The sequence below is a fragment of the Cellulomonas iranensis NBRC 101100 = JCM 18110 genome (genome assembly GCF_001552375.1).
Classification (GTDB): Bacteria; Actinomycetota; Actinomycetes; order Actinomycetales; family Cellulomonadaceae; genus Cellulomonas; species Cellulomonas iranensis.
In genome coordinates this window covers 16024-35266 of the sequence record NZ_BCRB01000036.1, presented here as the reverse complement: position 1 = coordinate 35266, position 19243 = coordinate 16024, and the positions used below count along the sequence as shown (strand labels likewise).

The window sequence follows — 19243 nt, the reverse complement described above, 5'->3', positions numbered from 1 at the left end:
CGACGGGGCCGGGGTCGCGTCGGGCGCCGCGGAGCGCACGGGGCGTGACGACGCCGACCGGGCGGGCCGCGCGGGCTCGGCGGGACGCGTGGGCGGCACGGGCGGCGCGGCGGGCTCGACGACCTCGGGCTCGACGACCTCGGCGTCGACGACCTCCTCGACCACGACCTCCTCGACGGTGGGGGCGGGTGCGTCGTCGCCGCCCCACGCGGGCCAGTCCGCGAGCTCGGCGTCGTCGGGCGCGGCGTCGTCGGACGCGGCGGCGGGCGCGGACGTCGGGACGTCGTCGGCCGTCGGGGTCGGGGCCGACACCGGGCCGGGGCCGTCCGCGTCGCCGCCGGGCACGTCCGTGGACGCGGGTGCGACGGGTGCCGGCATGACGCGCGAGGCGCCCCACAGCGCGAGCGCCAGCACGAGCGTGTACGTGCCGCCGAGCACGAGCATGACGGCCACTCCGACACGGTCGGGCAGGTCGGATGCGAGCGCGAGCGCGACCGCCGCGACGACGACGGCGCCGCCCCACGCGCCCGCGAGCAGCGCGACCCGGTGCACGACACCGCGGTGACCGCGCCGCAGCGCGATCCCCGCACCCAGCCCGCCGAGCACCGACGTGACGAGCGCGGCACCCGCCACGAGCAGCCAGGCGACCTCGCCGCGGGCGGCCAGCACGAGCAGCGCGACCAGCACGGTCGTCACCGCGGGGAGGGTCAGGACGCCGAGTGCCACCCCGAGCAACGGGCCGCGCCACGCGTCGCCGGGCCACCGGTCGGCGAGGCGGTCGTGCGTGACGCCGGGCGCGTACGCAGGGCTGTCGTCGGGGGTGCGCGGTCGCTCCTGGGTCATGGCGGCCACGCTAACCGGGTCGGACGATCCGGACATCCGCCCGGCGGGGGTCCCGCGGCGACCTCCACGCACCCCACACACCGCGCACCGGCCGTGCGTTCCACAGCGCGCGGCCGGTCCCGCACGCGGCGGTCACGACCGGGGCCATGATGGACGTCATGCCCGAGCAGACCCGCAGCACCGTCACGTCCCCGTCGTCCACCTCGCGCGCCGCCGCGCCCGGCCGGCTGCCGATCGGCACGGCCCGCGGGTCGGTCGCGGTCGTCGGCGGGTACGTCGTACCGGTCGCGTCGGACCCGATCGCGGACGCGACCGTGCTGGTCGAGGACGGCGTCGTGACGGCCGTCGGCACGGACGTCGTCGTGCCGGAGGGCGTGCGGGTGGTCGACGCGCGCGGTCGCTGGGTGCTGCCGGGGTTCGTCGAGGCGCACGCGCACATGGGCGTCTGGGAGGAGGCGCAGGGCTGGGCCGGCGAGGACGCGAACGAGATGACGTCGCCCGACGGGTCGGCGCTGCGCGCGATCGACGCGGTCAACGTCGAGGACGAGGGCTTCCGCGACGCGCTCGTGGGCGGCGTGACGTCGGCTGTCGTCAAGCCCGGCTCGGGCAACCCGATCGGCGGGCGGACGGTCGCGCTCAAGACGTGGGGCGGCCGCACGGTCGACGAGCAGGTGATCCGGCACGACGTGTCGGTGAAGTCCGCGCTGGGCGAGAACCCCAAGCGCGTGTACGGCGAGCGCAAGCAGCTGCCGTCGACGCGCCTGGGCGTCGCGGCCGTCATCCGCAAGGCGTTCGTCGACGCGCAGACGTACGCGGCCCGGCGCGACGCGGCGGCCGCGGCGGGCGAGCCGTTCGAGCGTGACCTCGGCAAGGAGACGCTGGCCGCGGTGCTCGCGGGCGAGCTCGCGTGGGACCAGCACACGCACCGCGCCGACGACATCGCGACCGCACTGCGGCTGGCCGACGAGTTCGGGTACCGCCTCGTGGTCAACCACGGCACCGACGCGGCGTCGATCGCCGACGTGCTCGCGGAGCGCGACGTGCCGGTGATCTTCGGCCCGATGTTCACGGCGCGGTCCAAGGTCGAGCTGCGCGACCGCGCGATCGAGAACCTCGGCGTCCTCGCGCGGGCGGGTGTGCGGGTCGCGATCACGACCGACCACCCCGTGGTGCCCATCAACTTCCTGGTGCACCAGGCGTCGCTCGCCGTGAAGGAGGGCCTCGACCGGGACACGGCCCTGCGCGCGCTGACCGTCAACCCGGCGCAGTTCCTCGGCCTCGACGACCGCATCGGGTCGCTCACGCCCGGGCTCGACGGCGACGTGGTCGTGTGGTCGGGCGACCCGCTCGACGTGACGTCGCGCGCCGAGCACGTGTTCGTCACCGGCACCGAGGTCTACACGTGGGACGCCGACGCGCGCGGCGGGCTCGGGGCCGGGCGGGTCTGCGAGCGCAGCGAGCGGTTCGACGCCTGACGTCGTCCACCTGACGGGACAGGCAGCTCGCGAGGCCGGGCGTCGATGGTCCAGCCGGCGCGCTGAGCCGTCGGCGCCCGGTCTCGTCCGTCAGCCGTCCAGGACGTGCCGCAGGTAGCGTTCGGGGGCGTCGAGGAACCCGCGCCACGACGTCACGAGGTCGAGCTCGTCCCACGCGCACTCGCGCAGGCCCCACTCGCCGACCTCGTAGATCGTCGCGCCGGGTAACGCGGCGAGCAGCGGCGAGTGCGTCGACAGGATCACCTGGGAGTCGTTGCGGACCAGGTCGTGCAGGTGCTGCAGCAGGGCGAGGCTGCCGGTGAACGACAGCGCGGACTCGGGCTCGTCGAGCACGTACAGGCCCGGGTGCATCATCCGGGAGCCGATCAGCTCGAGGAACGACTCGCCGTGCGACAACGCGTGGAACTCGGGGTCGCGGGCGCTGGGGTGCTCGTCGAGGTACGTGTAGAAGGCGTGCATCGTCTCGGCCCGCAGGAAGAACCCGCGCCGGGGCGCGCCCGCCCCGCGGACCAGCTGGATGTCGTGCGCGAACCCCGACTCGGTGGGCCGCGTGCGGTGCATCGATCCCGTCGACCCGCCCTCGCCGGCCATGCCGAACGTCGTCGCGATCCCCTCGACCAGCGTCGACTTGCCCGCACCGTTCTCGCCGACCAGCACCGTCGCCGGGCCCAGGTCCCACCCGTGCTCCAGCACCTGCCGCACCGCCGGCACGCGCAGGTGCCAGTCCCCGCCGCGCTCGCCGTCGAGCTTGGGGTCCCCCGCCTGGACGCGACGCACCGGCAGCGTGCTCCACGGACCCGTGCGCGCGACCATGCGCCCACCCCACCACGACCCGCCCACACGGCGCGCGTCCCTACCTCCGGTGCGCCGGGCGGCGTCCGACGGCACCGTCGTCCTCGGCTAGACTCCTACCCGCAGCGCGCCCGCCCGGCGGGAGCGCCGCAGCCTGGAGGATTCGCCTAGTGGCCTATGGCGCACGCTTGGAAAGCGTGTTGGGTTCACGCCCTCGGGGGTTCGAATCCCCCATCCTCCGCAGCCGAAGGGCCCGCTCCGCAGCGATGTGGGGCGGGCCCTTCGTCGTGGGCGGCGCTGGGCACCGCTGCGCCACCAGGCACCCGGCAGCCGACGAGCCGCCCGAGAGCGTCGCGACGACCGGTCCCCGCGTCGCGGGACCACCGCAGAGCGAGATCAGCGAGACGACCCGCCGCGGCCACGCACGGCGACGGCCCCGCCCCGCTCGCGCGGGGTCGGGGCCGTCGGTCGTGTAGGGCCTCGCAGCCGGGCGGGTCAGCGCCGGGCAGCCACCCGCACCGTGGCGGCGCCGCCGACGAGCAGCAGCGCGACGACGGCGAGCAGCGCGGACGCGTCGCCCGCACCGGTCGTGGCGAGCGCGGCCGCGGCCGGGGCGGCCACCGCGGGAGCCGCCGCCACCGGAGCGGCCGGCGTGGCGGGCGCGACACGGGGCGCGGTGACCGTGACCCCGACCCGGGCGACCTCGGCGCCGTCGAGCAGCACGACGACCGAGTGCGCCCCGAGGGCGGTGCCGGCGGGCAGCGTGACCGCGGCACGCAGCACGCCCTGCGACGACGAGCGGAACGTGCCGAGCGCGACGGGCGTGGAGTGCAGCTCGAGCGCGTAGTCGGTGTCGGGCAGCAGGCCCCAGACCTCGACGGTCACGGTGGAGCCGGTGACGACGACGGGCTGCGAGACAGCGGCGGTGGCCGCGGCGATCGTGCCGCTCGGGGCCGACGCGATGACGTAGGGCTGGTACCCCTCGGCGTGCGCGGTGACCTCGACGTACACGCTCTCGCCGACGAGGGCGACCGTCGGCCGCAGCGTCGCACCGGTCTCGCCGGCGACGGGCGTGCCGTCGGCGAGGAACCACCGGTACGTCAGCGACCGCGGGCGCGGCGTCCACGCGGACGTGTCGAGCGTCGCGGTGAGCGTGCCCGTGAGCACGTGGTGGCCCGTGAGCACGGGCGCGGCACCAGGTGCGAAGGACGCGAGCGAGACGGTGCGCGTGTAGTCCGAGCCGAGCGTGACGTACGTGTGGTGGCCCGGCGCGCGCAGCGTCGCGACGACGTACAGGGGCTCGCCGACCAGGTCGAGCCCGGGCGTGAACGTCGCGGACGTCGCACCGGCGACCGGCGTGCCGTCGGTGCGGTACCACTGGAAGTCGACCGACGCGGGCGCGGGCGTCGTGCCCGTGACGTCGAGCGACGCCGTGAACGACGTGCCGAGGACGCCCGAGCCCGTCACGACGGGGCGGCCGACCCCCTCGAAGGACGCGGGGCTCACGGTCGCGGAGTAGTCCGAGCCGAGCGTGACGAAGTCCTGGTGACCCGGTGCGCGCAGCGTCGCGACGACGTACAGCGGCTCGCCGAGCAGGTCGAGCCCGGGCGTGAACGTCGCGGACGTCGCACCGGCGACCGGCGTGCCGTCGGTGCGGTACCACTGGAAGTCCACCGACGCGGGCGCGGGCGTCGTGCCCGTGACGTCGAGCGTCGCCGTGAACGGCGAGCCGACGACGCCCGTCCCCGTGACCGTCGGACGCACGACGCCCGCGAACGAGCCGAGGCGGACCGTCGTGGACGCGGTCGAGATCCGCGTGTAGGAGGCGTACCCGGACCGCGTCGCGGTGGCGACGACGTAGAGCGTCGAGCCGATGTCGTCGACCGTGGGGACGTAGGTGGCGGTGCCGGACGCGACGACCGCGTCGACCGGGTACCGGTGCCACACGTACTCGACGTCGTCCGGGGTCGGCGACCACGCACCCGTGACGTCGACCGTGAGCGGCTCGCCGACGACGCCCGACCCGGTGACGGCGAGCTCCGGGACCTCGTCGAAGCCGCGCAGCGCGACCGCGCCGGTGAGGTTCGTGCCGATCGCGTAGAGCTCGCCGTTCGCGCCGCGCAGCAGCACGTCGGCGTACAGCGAGCGGCCGAGGTCGGCGGCGGTCGGCGTGTAGTCCGTGTCCGGCGACTCGAGCACCGCGCGCGGGGTGCCGTCCGACCAGTGCCACGAGACCCGGTAGGAGTCGACGGCCGGAGAGATGTCCATGCCGGCCAACGACACCGACAGCGGCGTCCCGACCCACGCGGACGACGCAATGGACGGCGACCCGACCACCGAGAAGCCGGCGGCGGTCGCCGGGGCCGCGGCGAGCAGCAGGGCGGGGACCGCGAGCGCGGCGGCGAGGACGCCGCTCAGGACGCGTCGCAGGCGGCGGGTGCGCCCCGTGGGCGGGCGGTGGGGGCGAGCGTGCACGAGGTCTCCCGGGCTGGGGCGGGTGCGGGTCGGCCACACGCTAGGTGGCGCCCGGTGCGCCACCCCGACGCCCGCACCGCTTCACCCGTCCGGCCCGACCGGCTCGCCCGGGCACGGGTCATTCCTCCCGGTCTGGCAGCGGGTGAAATCCGCTCGGGCCGAGGCGGCGTCTCACGGCCGCGACCCGTGCGCACCACAGCGAGGCCACAGCGCCGCCGGGCACGGTCGACGCATGGACCACCACGACGACCTCCCGACCCCCACCCACCGACGACGCCGGGCGCTGCGCGCGACGGTCGCGGCAGTGCTCGCGGCGACGCTCGCGGCGTGCTCCGTCCCCGCGACGGACGCCGCGTCCGGCGCGTCCGGCACGGGCGCCGCGGCGAGCGCCACCGCGGGCGCGGACCTCTTCGACACGACGACCGTGCACTCGATCGCCGTGACGTACGACGAGGACGACTACCAGGCGATGCTCGACGCGTACGCCGCGACCGGGGACAAGGAGTGGATACGCGCGACGGTCGTGATCGACGGCCAGGAGCTCCAGGACGTCGGGCTGCGCCTCAAGGGCAACTCGAGCCTGCGCGGGCTCGCGTCGCGCCCGGGGACGGACGACGCGGGGGCGGGCGCGACCGACGACGCGGACGCGACGACCGACGGCGCCGGCACGGCTGAGGCCCCCGCGGACGCCCCCGCGCGCGACGACCTGGGCGAGGGCTCCGTCTCCGCCGACGACCCCGCGGGCCTGCCGTGGCTGATCCGGCTCGACAAGTACGTCGACGGCCAGCAGTACGCGGGCCGCACCGACCTGGTGGTGCGCGGCAGCAGCACGCAGTCGTCGCTCAACGAGGCCGTCGCGCTGCAGGTGCTCGCGCTCGCGGACGTCCCGGCCGAGCAGGCGACGTACGTGCGGCTGAGCGTCAACGGCGGCGACGAGCGGCTGCGGCTGGTGCTGGACCTGCCCGACGACGACCTGTGGAACGCCGACACGTTCGAGAACCCCGGCATCACCTACAAGGCCGACAGCGAGGGCGACTGGTCGTACCGCGGCGAGGACGCGAGCGCGTACGCCGACGCGTTCGAGGTCAAGAGCAGCACGAGCTCGCTGCCGGAGGACGAGCAGTACGCACCCCTGATCGAGCTGCTCGCGCTCGTGAACGACGCGAGCGACGAGGAGTTCGCGGCCCAGCTGGGCGACCACCTCGACGTCGACGCGTTCGCGCGGTACCTCGCGGCGCAGGACGTCGTGCAGAACTGGGACGACATCGACGGCCCCGGCAACAACTCGTACCTGCGCTGGGACGAGACGACGGGCCTGTTCACGGTGGTCGCGTGGGACCAGAACCTGTCGTTCTCCGGCGGCATGGGCGGCGGCATGGGCGGCGGGACGGGCGGTGGGATGCCCGGCGGCGAGCCCGGGGCCGACGGCGGCGAGCGACCGACGCCCCCGCAGGGCGCGCTGCCGGACCTCCCGGACGGCGAGCTCCCGCAGGGCTGGCCGCCGCAGGGCGCGGCCCCGCAGGACGGTGAGCGTCCCGCGCCTCCGGACGGGGAGGACGCCGCGAACGGTGCACCGGGCATGCCCGGCGGCGGACCTGGCGGCGCCGGGAACGCGCTCGTGACGCGGTTCCTCGCGACCGACACGTTCGCGGCGGCCTACGACGAGGCGCTCGCCGACCTCACCGCGAGCGCGGTGACGAACGGCGCTGCTCAGGACCACCTGGACGCGCTGGTCGCGCTGCTCACCGACCAGGCCGCTGACCTCGTCGACCCGGCCACGGTCACGCAGGAGGCGGCGACGATCTCGCAGGCGCTGGCCGCCGGCCCCACGACGCGCGGCACCACCGGGGGCCCGACGGACGGCGGTCCGGCCGGCGCAGGCGCGCCGAGCACCGACGCGCCGAGCACCGGCACGACGAGCACCTGACGTCCCCGCCCTCGGCGGGGCCGCGACCACGGCCGGGGCCGGGGCCGTCCACGCCTGGTTACGCTCCCGTCGTGACCGCCGACCCGACCCCACCTCCCCCGGCCGACGCGGTCCCGGTCGCCCCGCTGCCGCTCGCCCCGGCGCCCGCCCCGCCGACGGGCGCGCCCGCGGGCCTGCGCCGCCGCACGGTCGGGCTGCTCGCGCTCGCGCAGGTGCTCAGCGGCGTCGCGGCGGGTTCGGTCGTGTCGGTCGGGTCGCTGATCGCGGTGGAGCTGTCGGGGTCCGACGCGTGGGCCGGGTCGGTGACGACCGCCGCGACGCTCGGCGCGGCCCTGTCGGCGCTGTGGCTCGCACGCCTCGCGCTGGCCCGCGGGCGGCGCGCGTCGCTGTCGGCCGGGCTCGCGCTCGCGTCGGTCGGTGCGGTCGTGGTGGTCGTCGCCGCGGTCGTGCAGGTGTTCGCGCTGCTGCTGGTCGGGGCGGCGCTCATGGGCGTCGGCAGCGCGGTGAACCTGCAGGCGCGGTTCGCGGCCACCGACCTGTCGACCGCGGGGACGCGGGCGCGCGACCTGTCGCTCGTCGTGTGGACGTCGACCGTCGGTGCCGTCACGGGACCGAACCTCGTGCGGCTCGGCGAGCCGACGTCGCGCCTCACGGGTCTGCCCGAGCTCGCGGCCGTGTTCGTGTTCTCGGCCGTCGGCATGGTCGCCGCGATGCTCGTGCTGTGGGTCGGGCTGCGTCCCGACCCGTTGCTCACGGCCCGCGCGCTCGGCGGCGGTGCCGCCGGGCCGCGCCCGCACGTGCCGCTGCGCGCGGCGCTCGCGACGCTCAGGCGGTACCCGCGCGCCGTGGCCGCGCTGGTCGGGATCCTCGTGGCGCACGCCGTGATGGTCGCGGTCATGTCGATGACGCCCGTCCACATGGCCGGGCACGGGGCGTCGATCGAGCTCGTGGGTCTGACCGTGAGCCTGCACATCGCGGGCATGTACGCGTTGTCGCCGGTCATGGGCGCGCTCGCGGACCGGCTGGGGGCGACGGCCGTGCTGGTCGGCGGGCTCGCGGTGCTCGTCGTCGCGTCCGTGGTCTCGGGGGTCGGCGGCGGCAGCCACGGCGCGGTGACCGTGGGGCTCGTGCTGCTGGGCGTGGGGTGGTCGGCCGCGAACGTCGCCGGCTCGGCGGTCATGGCGGGCGCGATCCCCGGCGACGAGCGCGTCACGGTCCAGGGCGTGTCCGACGCGCTGATGTCGCTGGCCGGTGCGGGCGGCGGTGCGCTCGCGGGCGTCGCGCTCGCGCAGGTCGGGTACGGCGGGCTCACCGCGGTCGCGGGCGGGCTCGCCGTCGCGGGCGCGGTCGCAGTCGTCGCCGTCGCCCGTCGTGCGAGGGGCTGACGCGGCGCCCGCGCAGGTCAGACCCCCGGGGGAAGCGCTCGCCCCGCCGCACCGGCGACGCTGGGAGCAGCCCCCCGGAAGGAACACCGTGCCCCGCCCCCGTCGTGCCCGCCGTCTGCTCGTCGCGCTCCTGAGCGCCGTCCTCCTGCTCGTCGTCGCCGGCGTCGGCCTCGTGTGGTTCGTCGGGCCCCGCTTCAACGTCTGGCTCGTGCCGCCCACGCCGCAGCGCTACGGCGACACCGTCCTGACGATGCTCGACGGCGGGCTGCACGCGTCGTCGCCGCAGTGGCACGACGAGCGCGAGCGGGCCCGCGGCGCGATCGCGACGGCCGCGACGCTCGAGGACGTCGACGCGATCCTCGCCGAGGCCGTGCAGGTCGCCGGCGGCCCGCACTCGACCCTCGTCCCGGCGCGCACCGGCGACACCGCTCCTGCACCGCAGCAGCCCGCGTCCGTCGAGCGCGACGGCGGCGTCGCGACGCTCGTCGTGCCCGAGTTCACGGGCGACCTCGCGGCCGCGCAGGCGTACACCGACACGCTCGCGACGGGTCTCGCGGAGCCGGGCGTGTGCGGCGTCGTGGTGGACCTGCGGGGCAACTCCGGCGGCGACATGGGCCCGATGGTCGCGGGCGTGGCCAAGCTCCTGCCCGACGGCGTGCTCCAGACGTTCGTGACCGGCGAGCGGCGCAGCGAGGTGCGGCTCACGCGCGGACGCGTCACGGGCGGCGGCACGTCGATCACGGCGCCCCGCGCGTCGCCCCGCCTGGACGTGCCCGTCGCGGTGCTGGTCGACGAGCGCACCGCGAGCTCGGGCGAGCAGACGCTCATCGCGCTGCGCGGCCGCGACCACGTCCACGTGTTCGGCGTCCCGACGGCGGGCTACGCGAGCGTGAACCAGCAGATCCCCCTCTACACGGGCGCGACGCTGCAGCTCACGGTCGGCGTCACCGAGTCGCACACCGGCGAGCTGCTGGGCGAGGAGCCGATCCCACCGGACACGGACACGGGCAGCGGGGCCGCCGCGGCGGACGCCGCGCGCGCGTGGCTCACCGAGCAGGGCTGCGCCTGACGCCTCGGCGGCGTGCACCGCGCGAACCGCCCGCACCGGACTCCGACCGGGCCCTACGCTCGCGTCGTGACCGCCGCCGCCCCGCACCGCCGCCCGGGACGTGCGTCGTGACGTCCGCCGAGCACCCCGACGCCACGACCGCCGGGAAGCCCGCCGACGGCGCGGTCGTCGCGCGCGGCCGCGAGGCGGTGGTCCTCGACGCCGGCCCGGGCCTCGTGCGCCGCCGCTACCTCGACGGCCGCGACACCACCACCGAGGTCGCGCTGCACCGGCACGTCGCCGCGCACGGCTACCCCGTGCCCGCGCTGCACGAGCAGGAGCCGGGCGGCATGGTCATGGAGCGTGTCGACGGGCCGACGCTGCTGGAGGCGTACGTCGCCGGCACGCTCGACGCCGACGCGGTCGCCGCGGTGCTGGCCGACCTGCACGCGCGCCTGCACGCGCTGCCCCCGCCGCTCGGCACGGCCGGGGGCGACCGCGTGCTGCACCTCGACCTGCACCCCGCCAACGTGCTGCTCGGGGCCGACGGGCCCGTGGTCGTGGACTGGGCGTCGGGACGCACGGGCGACCCGGCGCTCGACCTCGGGCACACGGCGATCGTGCTCGCGGAGGCCACGGTCGCGGGCGTCGACGGCGCCGCGGGGGACGTCGCGGCCGTCGCGGTCACGCGCCCGCACCTGCGCGCGCTGCTCGTCGCGTTCCTCGCGGCCGTCGCGGAGCGGGACCCGCTCGCGCGGCTCGACGACGTCGTCGCGCGCCGTCTGCGTGACGGCATGCCGCCGGACACCGTGCAGGCCGGGGCGCGGCTGCTGCGCGACCTGGCGTCGGGCGCGGTCGACGCGGCGCCCGGCACCGTCGCCTGACCCGCGCTCGGCGCGCCGGCGCGGGACCCCGCGTGTGGGCGCCCCCGGGTACGGTCGCGGCGTGCCGCAGTACGACGTCGAGACCACCCTCTGGCAGGCCGGGTCCTGGGTGTTCGTCGACCTGCCGTTCGACGTCGCGGACGAGGTCGACGACCTGACGCGCGGCCGGCAGGGCGGGTTCGGGTCGGTCCGCGTCGAGGTGACTCTGGGCCCGACGACGTGGCGCACGTCGCTGTTCCCCGACAAGCGCCGCGAGACGTTCGTGCTGCCGGTCAAGCGCGCGGTGCGCGAGGCCGCGGGCGCTGCGGTCGGCGACGCCGTGCGGGTCCGGCTCCGGCTCGTCGACGTGTGACGGTCGCGGCCTCGCCGGTCGGAACCGTGTCAGGGCCCGGCGTCAGGACCGCACGCGCCCCTTCGCGAAGTACGTGAGCGGTCCGACCCAGTTCACGAGGATCGCGAGCGCCCACGCCGCCTTCGGGCCGTTGACCTCGTCGGCATCACGGCGCGCGAGGTCCCGGTACGCCGCGGCCGTGAGCGCGAGCTGCGCCGCCGACACGACCACGACGCCGACGCGCCGCCGCGCGCTCAGGTCGCTCCACCTCTGGTGCTGCAGGTGCATGCCGCCCTCCTCGGTCGGTGCCGTCACGCACGGCGTCGCCCCCATCGTCCCGCGTCCCGGCGCGCGCCGCAGGGCCGGACGTCCCGCTGCCGTGCCGGCCGACGCCACGCACCCGACGCGGCCCCGCAGCGGTGCGCCCGCCGCCCCGCGTGTGCCGCCGCCCGCTCGTAGCCTGGGCGCATGGAGCTCACCCTCACGCTCGACGAGGCCCTCGCGCTGGCCCGTGCGGCCGACGCGCTGCCGCCCGCGGTCACCGACGTCCGCGGCGACGACCGCGCGGTGCACGCCCGGGTCCGGGTGCACGAGCTGCCCGGCGTCCCGGGGGCCGTGCGCCTCGCGACGCGGATGGCCGGACCGGTCGACGTGCGCGTCGAGGACCGCGGCGTCGAGGGGCGGCGATGGCGCGTGGCCCTGGTCGCGTCGCACCCGAAGGTGCGCCTGGACCTCTCCGGGTTCGTCACCGACGGCGTCCGAGACCAGCTCGGGAAGCTGCCGGCCGGTGTCGCGACCGCGTCCACGCAGGACGGCGCGACCGTCGTCGAGGTCGACCTCGACCGGCTCGGCCCGCTGGTCGGGGACGCGTTCCCGGCCGCGCGCGGGCTCCGCGTGCGCGTCGAGGACGTCGCGCTCGGGACGCGGCTGCGCGTCATCGGCACCGTCGGCTGATCCGCGTCACGACGCACGCCGGCACCCGCCGCCCGGCACCCACGCCCGGCACCCACGCAGCGGGACCCCGGCACGCGAGGTCGCCGTGCGGCGCACAGCCGCGCGTCGTAGCGTCGGGCCCGTGACGGGAACAGGTGCACGCACGGTGCTGGCCGACGGGTTCGAGCGGGTGCCGCCCGCGCTGCGACGCGCGCTCGAGGGCGTGGACGTCGCGGGCCGCACGTGGCGCCCCGGCCCGCGCGCCAACACGCTCGCGTGGCTCGTGTGGCACACCGCGCGCGTGCAGGACGCGCAGGTCGCGCCGCTCGCGGGCGTCGAGCAGGTGTGGACGGCCGACGGCTGGGCGGCGCGCCTCGCGCTGCCGTTCGCCGCCGACGCGACCGGCTACGGCCAGTCCCCCGCCGACGTCGCGCGCGTCGACGCGGACCCGGCGCTGCTGCTCGGCTACCTCGACGCGACGACCGCGCAGACCCTGGCGTACCTCGAGCGGATCGACGACGACGACCTCGGCACGGTCGTCGACGAGGAGTGGGACCCGCCGGTGACGCTCGGCGTGCGGCTCGTCAGCGTGCTGGCGGACTGCCTCGAGCACACCGGGCAGGCCGCGTACCTGCGCGGGCTGCTCGACGCCCGCTGACCCCCGCCGACGCCCGTCCGACGATCCCGCACCCCGAGGAGCCCCGCGTGACCCACCACCCCCGCACGGTCGTCGTCACGGGAGCGAGCGACGGGATCGGCGCCGCCGCGGCGCGCGCGCTCGCCGCGGCGGGCCACGAGGTCGTCGTCGTCGGCCGGAACGCCGAGCGCACGCGGCGCGTCGCGGCCGAGGCCGGGGCGACCGCGCACCTCGCGGACTTCACGGACCTGGCGCAGGTGCGCGCGCTCGCCGACGAGCTGCTCACGGCGCACCCGCGCATCGACGCGCTGGTGAACAACGCGGGCGGCCTGTTCCCCGAGCTGACGTGGACGCAGGACGGCCTCGAGACGACGTTCCAGGTGGACCACCTCGCGCCGTTCCTGCTGACGCACCTGCTGCTGGACCGCCTGCTCGCGTCGGACGGCCCGGCGGTGGTGACGACGTCGAGCGCGGCGCACCGCGTGTCGCGCCTGACGACGGCCGACGCCCTGGTGCTGGGCGGCCGGCAGGACGAGCGGCGCTACGTGCCGTTCCGCGCGTACGCCGACGCGAAGCTCGCGAACCTGCTGTTCACGCGCGAGCTGCACCGCCGGTACCACCGCGCGGGCCTGGCGTCGGGGGCCGTGCACCCGGGCGGCGTCGCGACGAGCTTCGCGGGCACGTCGCACGACCTGTTCGGCTGGTTCTACCGGTCGCCGCTGGGCCAGCGCGTGCTGCGCACGCCCGAGCAGGGCGCCGCGGACCTCGTGCGCCTGGCCGGCGAGCGGCCCGACGTCGACTGGCCGTCCGGCCAGTACTGGGCCGACGGCCGGATCGCGCGCGTCAACCACCGCGGCGACGACCCGACGCTCGCGCGCGTGCTGTGGGAGCGCAGCGAGGAGCTGCTGGGCCTGGCCTGAGGGGCCGACGCGAGGCGCCGGTCCGGGTGCGGCCCGGCCGGGGCGAGCCTCACGGGGTCCGGGCGGCCGCCTCGTCCAGGGGCGCGAACGACGCCAGGTGGCCCGCCAGCACCTCCTGCGACTGCTTCGTCAGCGTGTCGCCCGTCCACCGCTCCTTCAGCACGATCGTCGTGCCGTCGTGCAGCGCGAGGACCGCGTGCACGGGCACCGCGCGCCGGACGGTCGCCGCGCGCACGTCCTCGTAGGCGACGTAGCGGTGCGTCTCGGCGAGGCGGTGCACCGGGACGTCGAGGTAGGCGGCGAGCCGGGCCTTGCCGCCCTCGGGCTTCTTGGGGCACGGCACCAGGACGAGGCCGCGGTCGAGGACCAGCACGTCGTGGGGCGCACCGTCGACAGCCACGGTCGCGAGCCCGGCGACGACGCTCGCGCCGTGCGCGGTCGCACGCTCGGCGACCTGGCCGACCGCCTCGACGTCCACACCCAGGTCGACGAGCCAGGCGCGCACGTGCGCGACCTGCGCGGGGTCGGCCGCGCGCCGGGCGTGCGCGGCGAGGTCGACGGGCTCGTCGGCCGTCGTGCGCAGCGCGGCGGGGCCGGCCCAGTCGAGCGTCCACCGCGCGGCGCCCGCGGCGACGAGCGCGGCTCCCAGCACGGAGGCCAGCGCGTCCACGAGGGTCGCACCGCCGAAGGCGTTGGCGTCCGGTGCGTGGACCGGAGCGGGCTCGAGGCCGAGCTCGCGCGCGAGCTGCACGCCACGCCCCTGCTCGACCAGGTCGAGCAGGGCGCCCACGCTGCCGCGCGGCACGCCCGCCAGCCGGGCGACCACGCGGTGCACGGCGTCGGCGCGGCGCTGCTCGTCCGCCGCGACGGCGGGCGGCACCAGGTCGGGCCAGTCGAGCCGGCGACGGTCCTCGTAGGCGACCGTCTCGTCGGCCAGCGCGGCCGCGAGCTGATCGAGCCGCGGGACGAGCACGCGCGCGGGGCGACCGTCGGGCACGTGCGCGACGTCGGGCAGGCCGTCCATCGCGACGAGCCGCTCGTCCGTCGGCGGGTGGCTGTCCCAGCGGCTGCCGCGGCCGTCGGACGACGCGGTGCGCAGGTCGCCGAGCTCGCCGTGACGTGCGGCCAGCAGCTGCGGGAACCCGCCGAAGAACGCCGCGGGAGACGGGGCGAGGCCGACGTCCCACCCCGTGCTCACGTACTGACCCAGGTAGAAGTCCCACGCGGCGTCGACGACGCCGACCTCGCGCAGCGCCGACTGCGCGGTCGCACGGCCCACGGCGCGGACGGACAACGCGTCGGCCGCGAGCTCCTGGCGACGGCTCGTCGCGGCCGAGACCAGCAGGTAGAGCTTGCCGTACTGCCGCAGCAGCCAGCCGGGCAGCGACCCCGAGAGCTGCTCGACGGTCGCGCCGATGACCTCCCGACCCCGGTGCACGACCACCGACAGCCGGGTGTCGTCGTGCGAGTAGTGACCGAGCTCGTGCGCGAGCACCGAGCGGAGCTGGGAGACGGTCAGGCCGTGCAGCAGCGGAACGCCCAGGACCATCCGCCGCGTGCCACCGACGAGGCCCAGCAGTCGCGCGTCCTCCATGACGCCGGCGTTGACCTCGGGGACGAGCCGGATCTCGTCGGGCCCGGCCGTGCCCGCGAGCGCGGCGACCTCGTCGACCACACCCCACAGCTCGGGCGCGTCGGACCGCAGCACGAGCGGGCCGGAGGGCGGCGCCGGGCGCGCCCGGGCGACCTTCCACAGGGCGACGACGATGCCGCCCAGCGCGAGCGCCGCGAAGGCCGCGAGCTTGACGCCGTTGGCGCCCGAGCCCGACCGGACGGCCAGGACCGCGAGCAGCCCGAGGCCGACCACGAGCGCTCCGGCGAACAGGTAGAACCCGATCAGTGTCCCGACCGCGACTGCCGCGCGCGTCCTCGTGCTCATGCTGGCTCCCGGCTCGGGGGGACCCGGTCGCGGGTCCGTGCGAGCGGGAGCGTAGCGAGTCGCGGCAGCGCCCGGGCGCGCGGGACGTGGACCGTCCGGGTGACGTGGCCGTGCGGGCCGGGCGCGGCGTGCCGCGGGGGTCCGTCGGCCGGGTGTCAGTCCGTCCAGCCCGGCAGCTCGACCGCGGGCGTGCGCACGCCGCGCGCCGACCGCACGGCGTCGACGACCGCGCGCTCGACCGCGGTGGCGGCGGCCGCCTGCACCGCGACGAGCGCCGCGACGCGGTCGGGTCGCGGGGCGGGCAGCGCGACCGCCTGGGTCGCGAGCGCGAAGACCGTGTCGCCGTCGGCGAGCGTGTGCACGGGGTCGAGCGCGCGCGCCAGCCCGTCGTGGGCGGTGGTCGCGGTGCGTGAGGTCTCGGCGGGGTCGAGCGCGGCGTCGGTCGCGACGACGACGAGCGTGGTGTTGAGCGGCGGGTCGGCGGGGGCGTCGACGACGCGCGCGCCGTCGGCGTCGAGCGCACCGCCGGGTGCGGCGGCAGGGGCGCCGAGGCCCGTCGGCGCGCCCGCGGCGTTGACGACGACGAGCGCGCCGACGACGACGCCCGCGGCCGGCCCGTCGGGCAGGCGCACCGACGCCGTGCCGACGCCGCCGCGGTAGGACGCGCCCGCGAGCGCCGCACCCGTGCCGGCGCCGACCCCGCCCCGCGCGACGGGTGCGCCGTCGCCCGACGCGTGCGCGGCGGCCGCGGCGTCGTGGCCCATCTGCTCGGTGGGGCGCGCCGCGAAGTCGCCGCCGCGTCCCAGGTCGAACACGGCCGCTGCCGGCACGATCGGCACGACGCGGCCCGGCACGGGCGACACGGGGAACCCCCGCCCCTGCTCGGCGCACCACCGCTGCGCGCCGTGCGCGGCGACGAGGCCGAACGCGCTGCCGCCCGTGAGCACGACCGCGTCGACCGTCGGCACGAGCGTGCGCGGGTCGAGCGCGTCGGTCTCGTGCGTGCCGGGGCCGCCGCCGCGCACGTCGACGCCGCCGACCGTGCCGGGTGGCGGGAGGACGACGGTCACGCCGGTGAGCCACCCGTCGCCGGAGCGCTGCACGTGCCCGACGCGGACGCCGCGCACGTCGGTGAGGGCGCCGGTCGGGGACGTGGCGGTGCCGGCGGGGTCGGGCTGGCTGCTCATCGACCCAGCGTGGCACGCCCGGCCCGGCGCGACGGACGGGACGTTCGGCTCAACCGCCCGCGGGCACCGCGTGGTGCGGTGGACGCGTGGACCGCCGACACCTGACCCTGCGCCTGCCGCTGCCGCGCCCGCGCGAGGTGCTGGGGACGACGCTCGCGCTGGGCGTCGCGGGCCTGCCCGTGGCGCGCGCGTGGGGCCTGCAGTGGGGCGCGCGCGAGGACGAGCTGGACGCGACGCTGCCGGGCGACGACCTGACGCCGGGCGCGGACCTCGTCGCGACGCGCGCGATCGGTGTCGCGGCACGTCCGCAGGACGTGTGGCCGTGGCTCGTGCAGATCGGGCAGGGGCGCGGCGGGTTCTACTCGTACGACGTGCTCGAGAACCTGGTCGGCTGCGACATCCGCTCGGCCGACCGGGTGGAGCCCGCGTGGCAGGACCTCGCGGTGGGTGACGTGGTGCGGCTGCACCCCGCGAAGGGGTTGGACGTCGCGGTCGTCGACCCGGGCCGGGCGCTCGTGCTGCGCGGACCGGACGCGCCGGCGGGGGCCGCGCCGCCGCCGTACGGGTTCTCGTGGGCGTTCGTGCTGCGGCCGGACCCCCGCGGGGGCACGCGGGTCGTGGTGCGCGAGCGGTACGTGTACACGTCGGCGGCGTCGCGGCTCGTGGCGGAGCCGTCGTGCCTGCTGAGCACGGTGATGACGCGGGGCATGCTGCGCGGGCTGCGCGCACGCGTGCTCGCGGGTGCCGAGGGGTCCACGGGCTGAGCGTCCGCCGTCCGGGCCGGGACGACTTGGGGTGAAGGCCTCGCTTCGCACGCCCGTGTCCGGCTACTGTGTACCCGTAGTCGCAGTGCTGTGCTTGTCCACCTTCTCCGGAGCGGACGACGGCCACCGTGATTCACCCGGTCCCGGTCGTCGGGGTCGTAGTACACGCATGAGGAGAATGACAGTGCCTACTGGCATCGTGAAGTGGTTCAACGCCGAGAAGGGCTTCGGCTTCATCGCCCCCGAGGACGGCGGCCCGGACGTCTTCGTCCACTACTCGGCCATCCAGACGCAGGGCTACCGCTCGCTCGAGGAGAACCAGCGCGTGCAGTTCGACGTGCAGGCCGGCCCCAAGGGCCCCCAGGCCTCGAACGTCGAGCCCGCCTGAGCCTCCGCTCAGCGAGCCTGACAGCTCTCGCGAAGGGCGCTCCGACCTCCGGGTCGGGGCGCCCTTCGCCGTTTCCGGGGTCGGGGTTCGACGACGTACCGAGGTGCGGGTCGGACCCGGCGGAGCACCTAGGTTGTGTTCCTACCTAGTCAGTCGTACTGTCTAGCCATGCCCACCCGCTCCCGCGCCGAGGACACCCCCGGCACCGCCGCACCGGCCGACTGGCCGAGCGACTGGCTGCGCGGCGTCCTCACGCTGTGCGTGCTGCGCGTGCTCACCGCCGGCGCCACGTACGGCTACGAGATCGCGCAGCGGCTCGCCGCCGCCGGCCTCGGGGAGATCAAGGGCGGCACGCTCTACCCCCTGCTCGCGCGCCTGCACGCCGCGGGCCTCGTGGAGGAGGAGTGGCGGCCCGGCGACGGCGGCCCCGGGCGCAAGTACTACGCGCTCACCGCCGCGGGCCGCACGCACCTGCACGACGAGGGCGCGCGCTGGTCGCGCTTCGCCGCCCTCACCCAGATGTTCGTCACGACACCGGAGGTGGCCCCGTGAGCCTCGACCCCGCGACCCTCGCACCGCACGTCGACCCCGACTGGACCGAGGCGCTCGTCCTCGAGCTGCGCCTGCGGGACGTCCCCGGCGACGTGATCGGCGACGTCCTCACCGAGATCGAGACCCACGTGCTCGACTCCGGCACGACCGCGCAGGACGCGTTCGGCGACGCGACCCGGTACGCCGAGCAGGTCGCCGAGACCGCGGCGCGCCCCACGCCCGACGACCCCCGCGACATGGTGCCCTACGCGCTCGGCGCCGCCGGGTTCGTCGCCGCGCTCAACGGCCTCGGCGCCTGGGTGACGTCAGGTGCCCTGACCCTGACCGTGGGGATCCTCGCGGTCGTCGTGGTCGTGGTCGTCACGCCGTTCGTGCTGCAGCGCTACGGCACGCCCCTGCTGCGGTTCCTCGTCACCGGCTCCCCGCTGCGCGCGTCGCTCGTCGTGATGGCGCCCATGGTGCCGACCGTCGTGCTGGTGCTGCTGGGACGTGCGTGGGAGGTCGCCACGCTCCCCGCCGCGCCCGTCACGCTCGGCGGCGCGGCCGTCGCGCTCGCGGCCGTCGTCCTGGCGCGCCGCCGCCCGACCCTCGAGGACCCGGTCGTCGCCCCCGGCGGCGACCGCGAGGCCGCGCTCGCCGCCGCCCGCCGCGAGACCGGCCGGCTCACGCTGGTGACGACGGGCGTGCAGGCAGCGATCGCGGTGCTCGCGGTCGTCGGCGTGGTCCTGCTGTCGCGCTGACG

18 protein-coding genes, 1 tRNA gene and 1 pseudogene are annotated in these 19243 nt (G+C 76.9%); 14 read left to right on the top strand and 6 right to left on the bottom strand.

Going from position 1 to position 19243, the window contains the following annotated elements; all coding sequences use genetic code 11:
• Window positions 1–843 (bottom strand): annotated as a pseudogene (locus tag CS2_RS09560) (hypothetical protein); the annotation flags it as partial.
• Window positions 844–1001: 158 nt separating this feature from the next.
• On the opposite strand from CS2_RS09560, the gene CS2_RS09555 reads away from it, so the two are divergent.
• Window positions 1002–2318, top strand: a complete 1317-nt coding sequence (locus CS2_RS09555; RefSeq protein WP_082740048.1) for an amidohydrolase — start codon at window positions 1002–1004, stop codon at window positions 2316–2318.
• A gap of 90 nt (window positions 2319–2408) precedes the next feature.
• Here the strand turns inward: CS2_RS09555 and CS2_RS09550 are convergent, their stop codons facing one another.
• Entirely contained in the window at window positions 2409–3152 is a 744-nt protein-coding gene (locus CS2_RS09550; protein ID WP_070319795.1) for an AAA family ATPase, read from the bottom strand.
• A gap of 135 nt (window positions 3153–3287) precedes the next feature.
• Here CS2_RS09550 and CS2_RS09545 point away from each other — a divergent pair.
• Window positions 3288–3372: transfer RNA gene (locus CS2_RS09545), tRNA-Ser, on the top strand.
• Window positions 3373–3626: 254 nt separating this feature from the next.
• On the opposite strand, the gene CS2_RS09540 is transcribed toward CS2_RS09545, so the two are convergent.
• A complete protein-coding gene (locus CS2_RS09540; RefSeq protein WP_070319794.1) occupies window positions 3627–5606 on the bottom strand; it encodes a hypothetical protein in 1980 nt (659 codons plus the stop codon).
• Window positions 5607–5838: 232 nt separating this feature from the next.
• Here CS2_RS09540 and CS2_RS09535 point away from each other — a divergent pair, with 232 nt between their 5' ends.
• The 5 genes from CS2_RS09535 (at window position 5839) to CS2_RS09515 (ending at window position 11202) form a co-directional block, all read left to right on the top strand.
• Complete coding sequence (locus CS2_RS09535) at window positions 5839–7533, top strand: CotH kinase family protein (protein WP_070319793.1); 1695 nt, start codon at window positions 5839–5841, stop codon at window positions 7531–7533.
• A 71-nt stretch (window positions 7534–7604) separates the two neighbouring features.
• A complete protein-coding gene (locus CS2_RS09530; protein WP_233421136.1) occupies window positions 7605–8918 on the top strand; it encodes an MFS transporter in 1314 nt (437 codons plus the stop codon).
• 88 nt (window positions 8919–9006) lie between these two features.
• Window positions 9007–9987, top strand: a complete 981-nt coding sequence (locus CS2_RS09525; protein WP_070319792.1) for a S41 family peptidase — start codon at window positions 9007–9009, stop codon at window positions 9985–9987.
• A gap of 107 nt (window positions 9988–10094) precedes the next feature.
• Complete coding sequence (locus tag CS2_RS09520) at window positions 10095–10850, top strand: phosphotransferase (RefSeq protein ID WP_070319791.1); 756 nt, start codon at window positions 10095–10097, stop codon at window positions 10848–10850.
• 61 nt (window positions 10851–10911) lie between these two features.
• On the top strand, window positions 10912–11202 hold the full coding sequence (locus tag CS2_RS09515; protein ID WP_046530857.1) for a DUF1905 domain-containing protein: 291 nt from the start codon (window positions 10912–10914) through the stop codon (window positions 11200–11202).
• 42 nt (window positions 11203–11244) lie between these two features.
• Here CS2_RS09515 and CS2_RS09510 read toward each other — a convergent pair whose 3' ends face one another.
• A complete protein-coding gene (locus tag CS2_RS09510; protein ID WP_046530858.1) occupies window positions 11245–11469 on the bottom strand; it encodes a PLDc N-terminal domain-containing protein in 225 nt (74 codons plus the stop codon).
• Window positions 11470–11649: 180 nt separating this feature from the next.
• Between CS2_RS09510 and CS2_RS19545 the strand changes: the two genes are divergently transcribed.
• From CS2_RS19545 to CS2_RS09495, 3 genes are all read left to right on the top strand, one after another.
• The gene (locus tag CS2_RS19545) at window positions 11650–12135 is read left to right on the top strand and encodes a hypothetical protein (RefSeq protein WP_070319790.1); all 486 of its coding nucleotides are present in this window, start codon (window positions 11650–11652) and stop codon (window positions 12133–12135) included.
• 121 nt (window positions 12136–12256) lie between these two features.
• The gene (locus tag CS2_RS19540) at window positions 12257–12772 is read left to right on the top strand and encodes a mycothiol transferase (protein ID WP_070319789.1); all 516 of its coding nucleotides are present in this window, start codon (window positions 12257–12259) and stop codon (window positions 12770–12772) included.
• Between the two features lie 47 nt (window positions 12773–12819).
• A complete protein-coding gene (locus tag CS2_RS09495) occupies window positions 12820–13671 on the top strand; it encodes an SDR family NAD(P)-dependent oxidoreductase (protein WP_070319788.1) in 852 nt (283 codons plus the stop codon).
• A 49-nt stretch (window positions 13672–13720) separates the two neighbouring features.
• Here CS2_RS09495 and CS2_RS09490 read toward each other — a convergent pair whose 3' ends face one another.
• Together CS2_RS09490 and CS2_RS09485 are read right to left on the bottom strand one after the other, a co-directional pair.
• The gene (locus CS2_RS09490; protein WP_070319787.1) at window positions 13721–15610 is read right to left on the bottom strand and encodes a M48 family metallopeptidase; all 1890 of its coding nucleotides are present in this window, start codon (window positions 15608–15610) and stop codon (window positions 13721–13723) included.
• Window positions 15611–15765: 155 nt separating this feature from the next.
• Complete coding sequence (locus CS2_RS09485; protein ID WP_070319786.1) at window positions 15766–16797, bottom strand: P1 family peptidase; 1032 nt, start codon at window positions 16795–16797, stop codon at window positions 15766–15768.
• An 86-nt stretch (window positions 16798–16883) separates the two neighbouring features.
• Between CS2_RS09485 and CS2_RS09480 the strand changes: the two genes are divergently transcribed.
• The 4 genes from CS2_RS09480 (at window position 16884) to CS2_RS09465 (ending at window position 19241) form a co-directional block, all read left to right on the top strand.
• On the top strand, window positions 16884–17561 hold the full coding sequence (locus CS2_RS09480; RefSeq protein WP_233421135.1) for an SRPBCC family protein: 678 nt from the start codon (window positions 16884–16886) through the stop codon (window positions 17559–17561).
• Between the two features lie 184 nt (window positions 17562–17745).
• Window positions 17746–17949 (top strand): cold-shock protein, encoded by a 204-nt coding sequence (locus CS2_RS09475; RefSeq protein ID WP_046529349.1) that lies wholly within the window; start codon window positions 17746–17748, stop codon window positions 17947–17949.
• A gap of 168 nt (window positions 17950–18117) precedes the next feature.
• Complete coding sequence (locus CS2_RS09470; RefSeq protein ID WP_070319785.1) at window positions 18118–18501, top strand: PadR family transcriptional regulator; 384 nt, start codon at window positions 18118–18120, stop codon at window positions 18499–18501.
• Window positions 18498–19241 (top strand): DUF1129 domain-containing protein, encoded by a 744-nt coding sequence (locus CS2_RS09465; protein ID WP_070319784.1) that lies wholly within the window; start codon window positions 18498–18500, stop codon window positions 19239–19241. The genes CS2_RS09470 and CS2_RS09465 overlap by 4 nt, the downstream gene beginning before the upstream one ends.
• Window positions 19242–19243 lie beyond the last annotated feature (2 nt).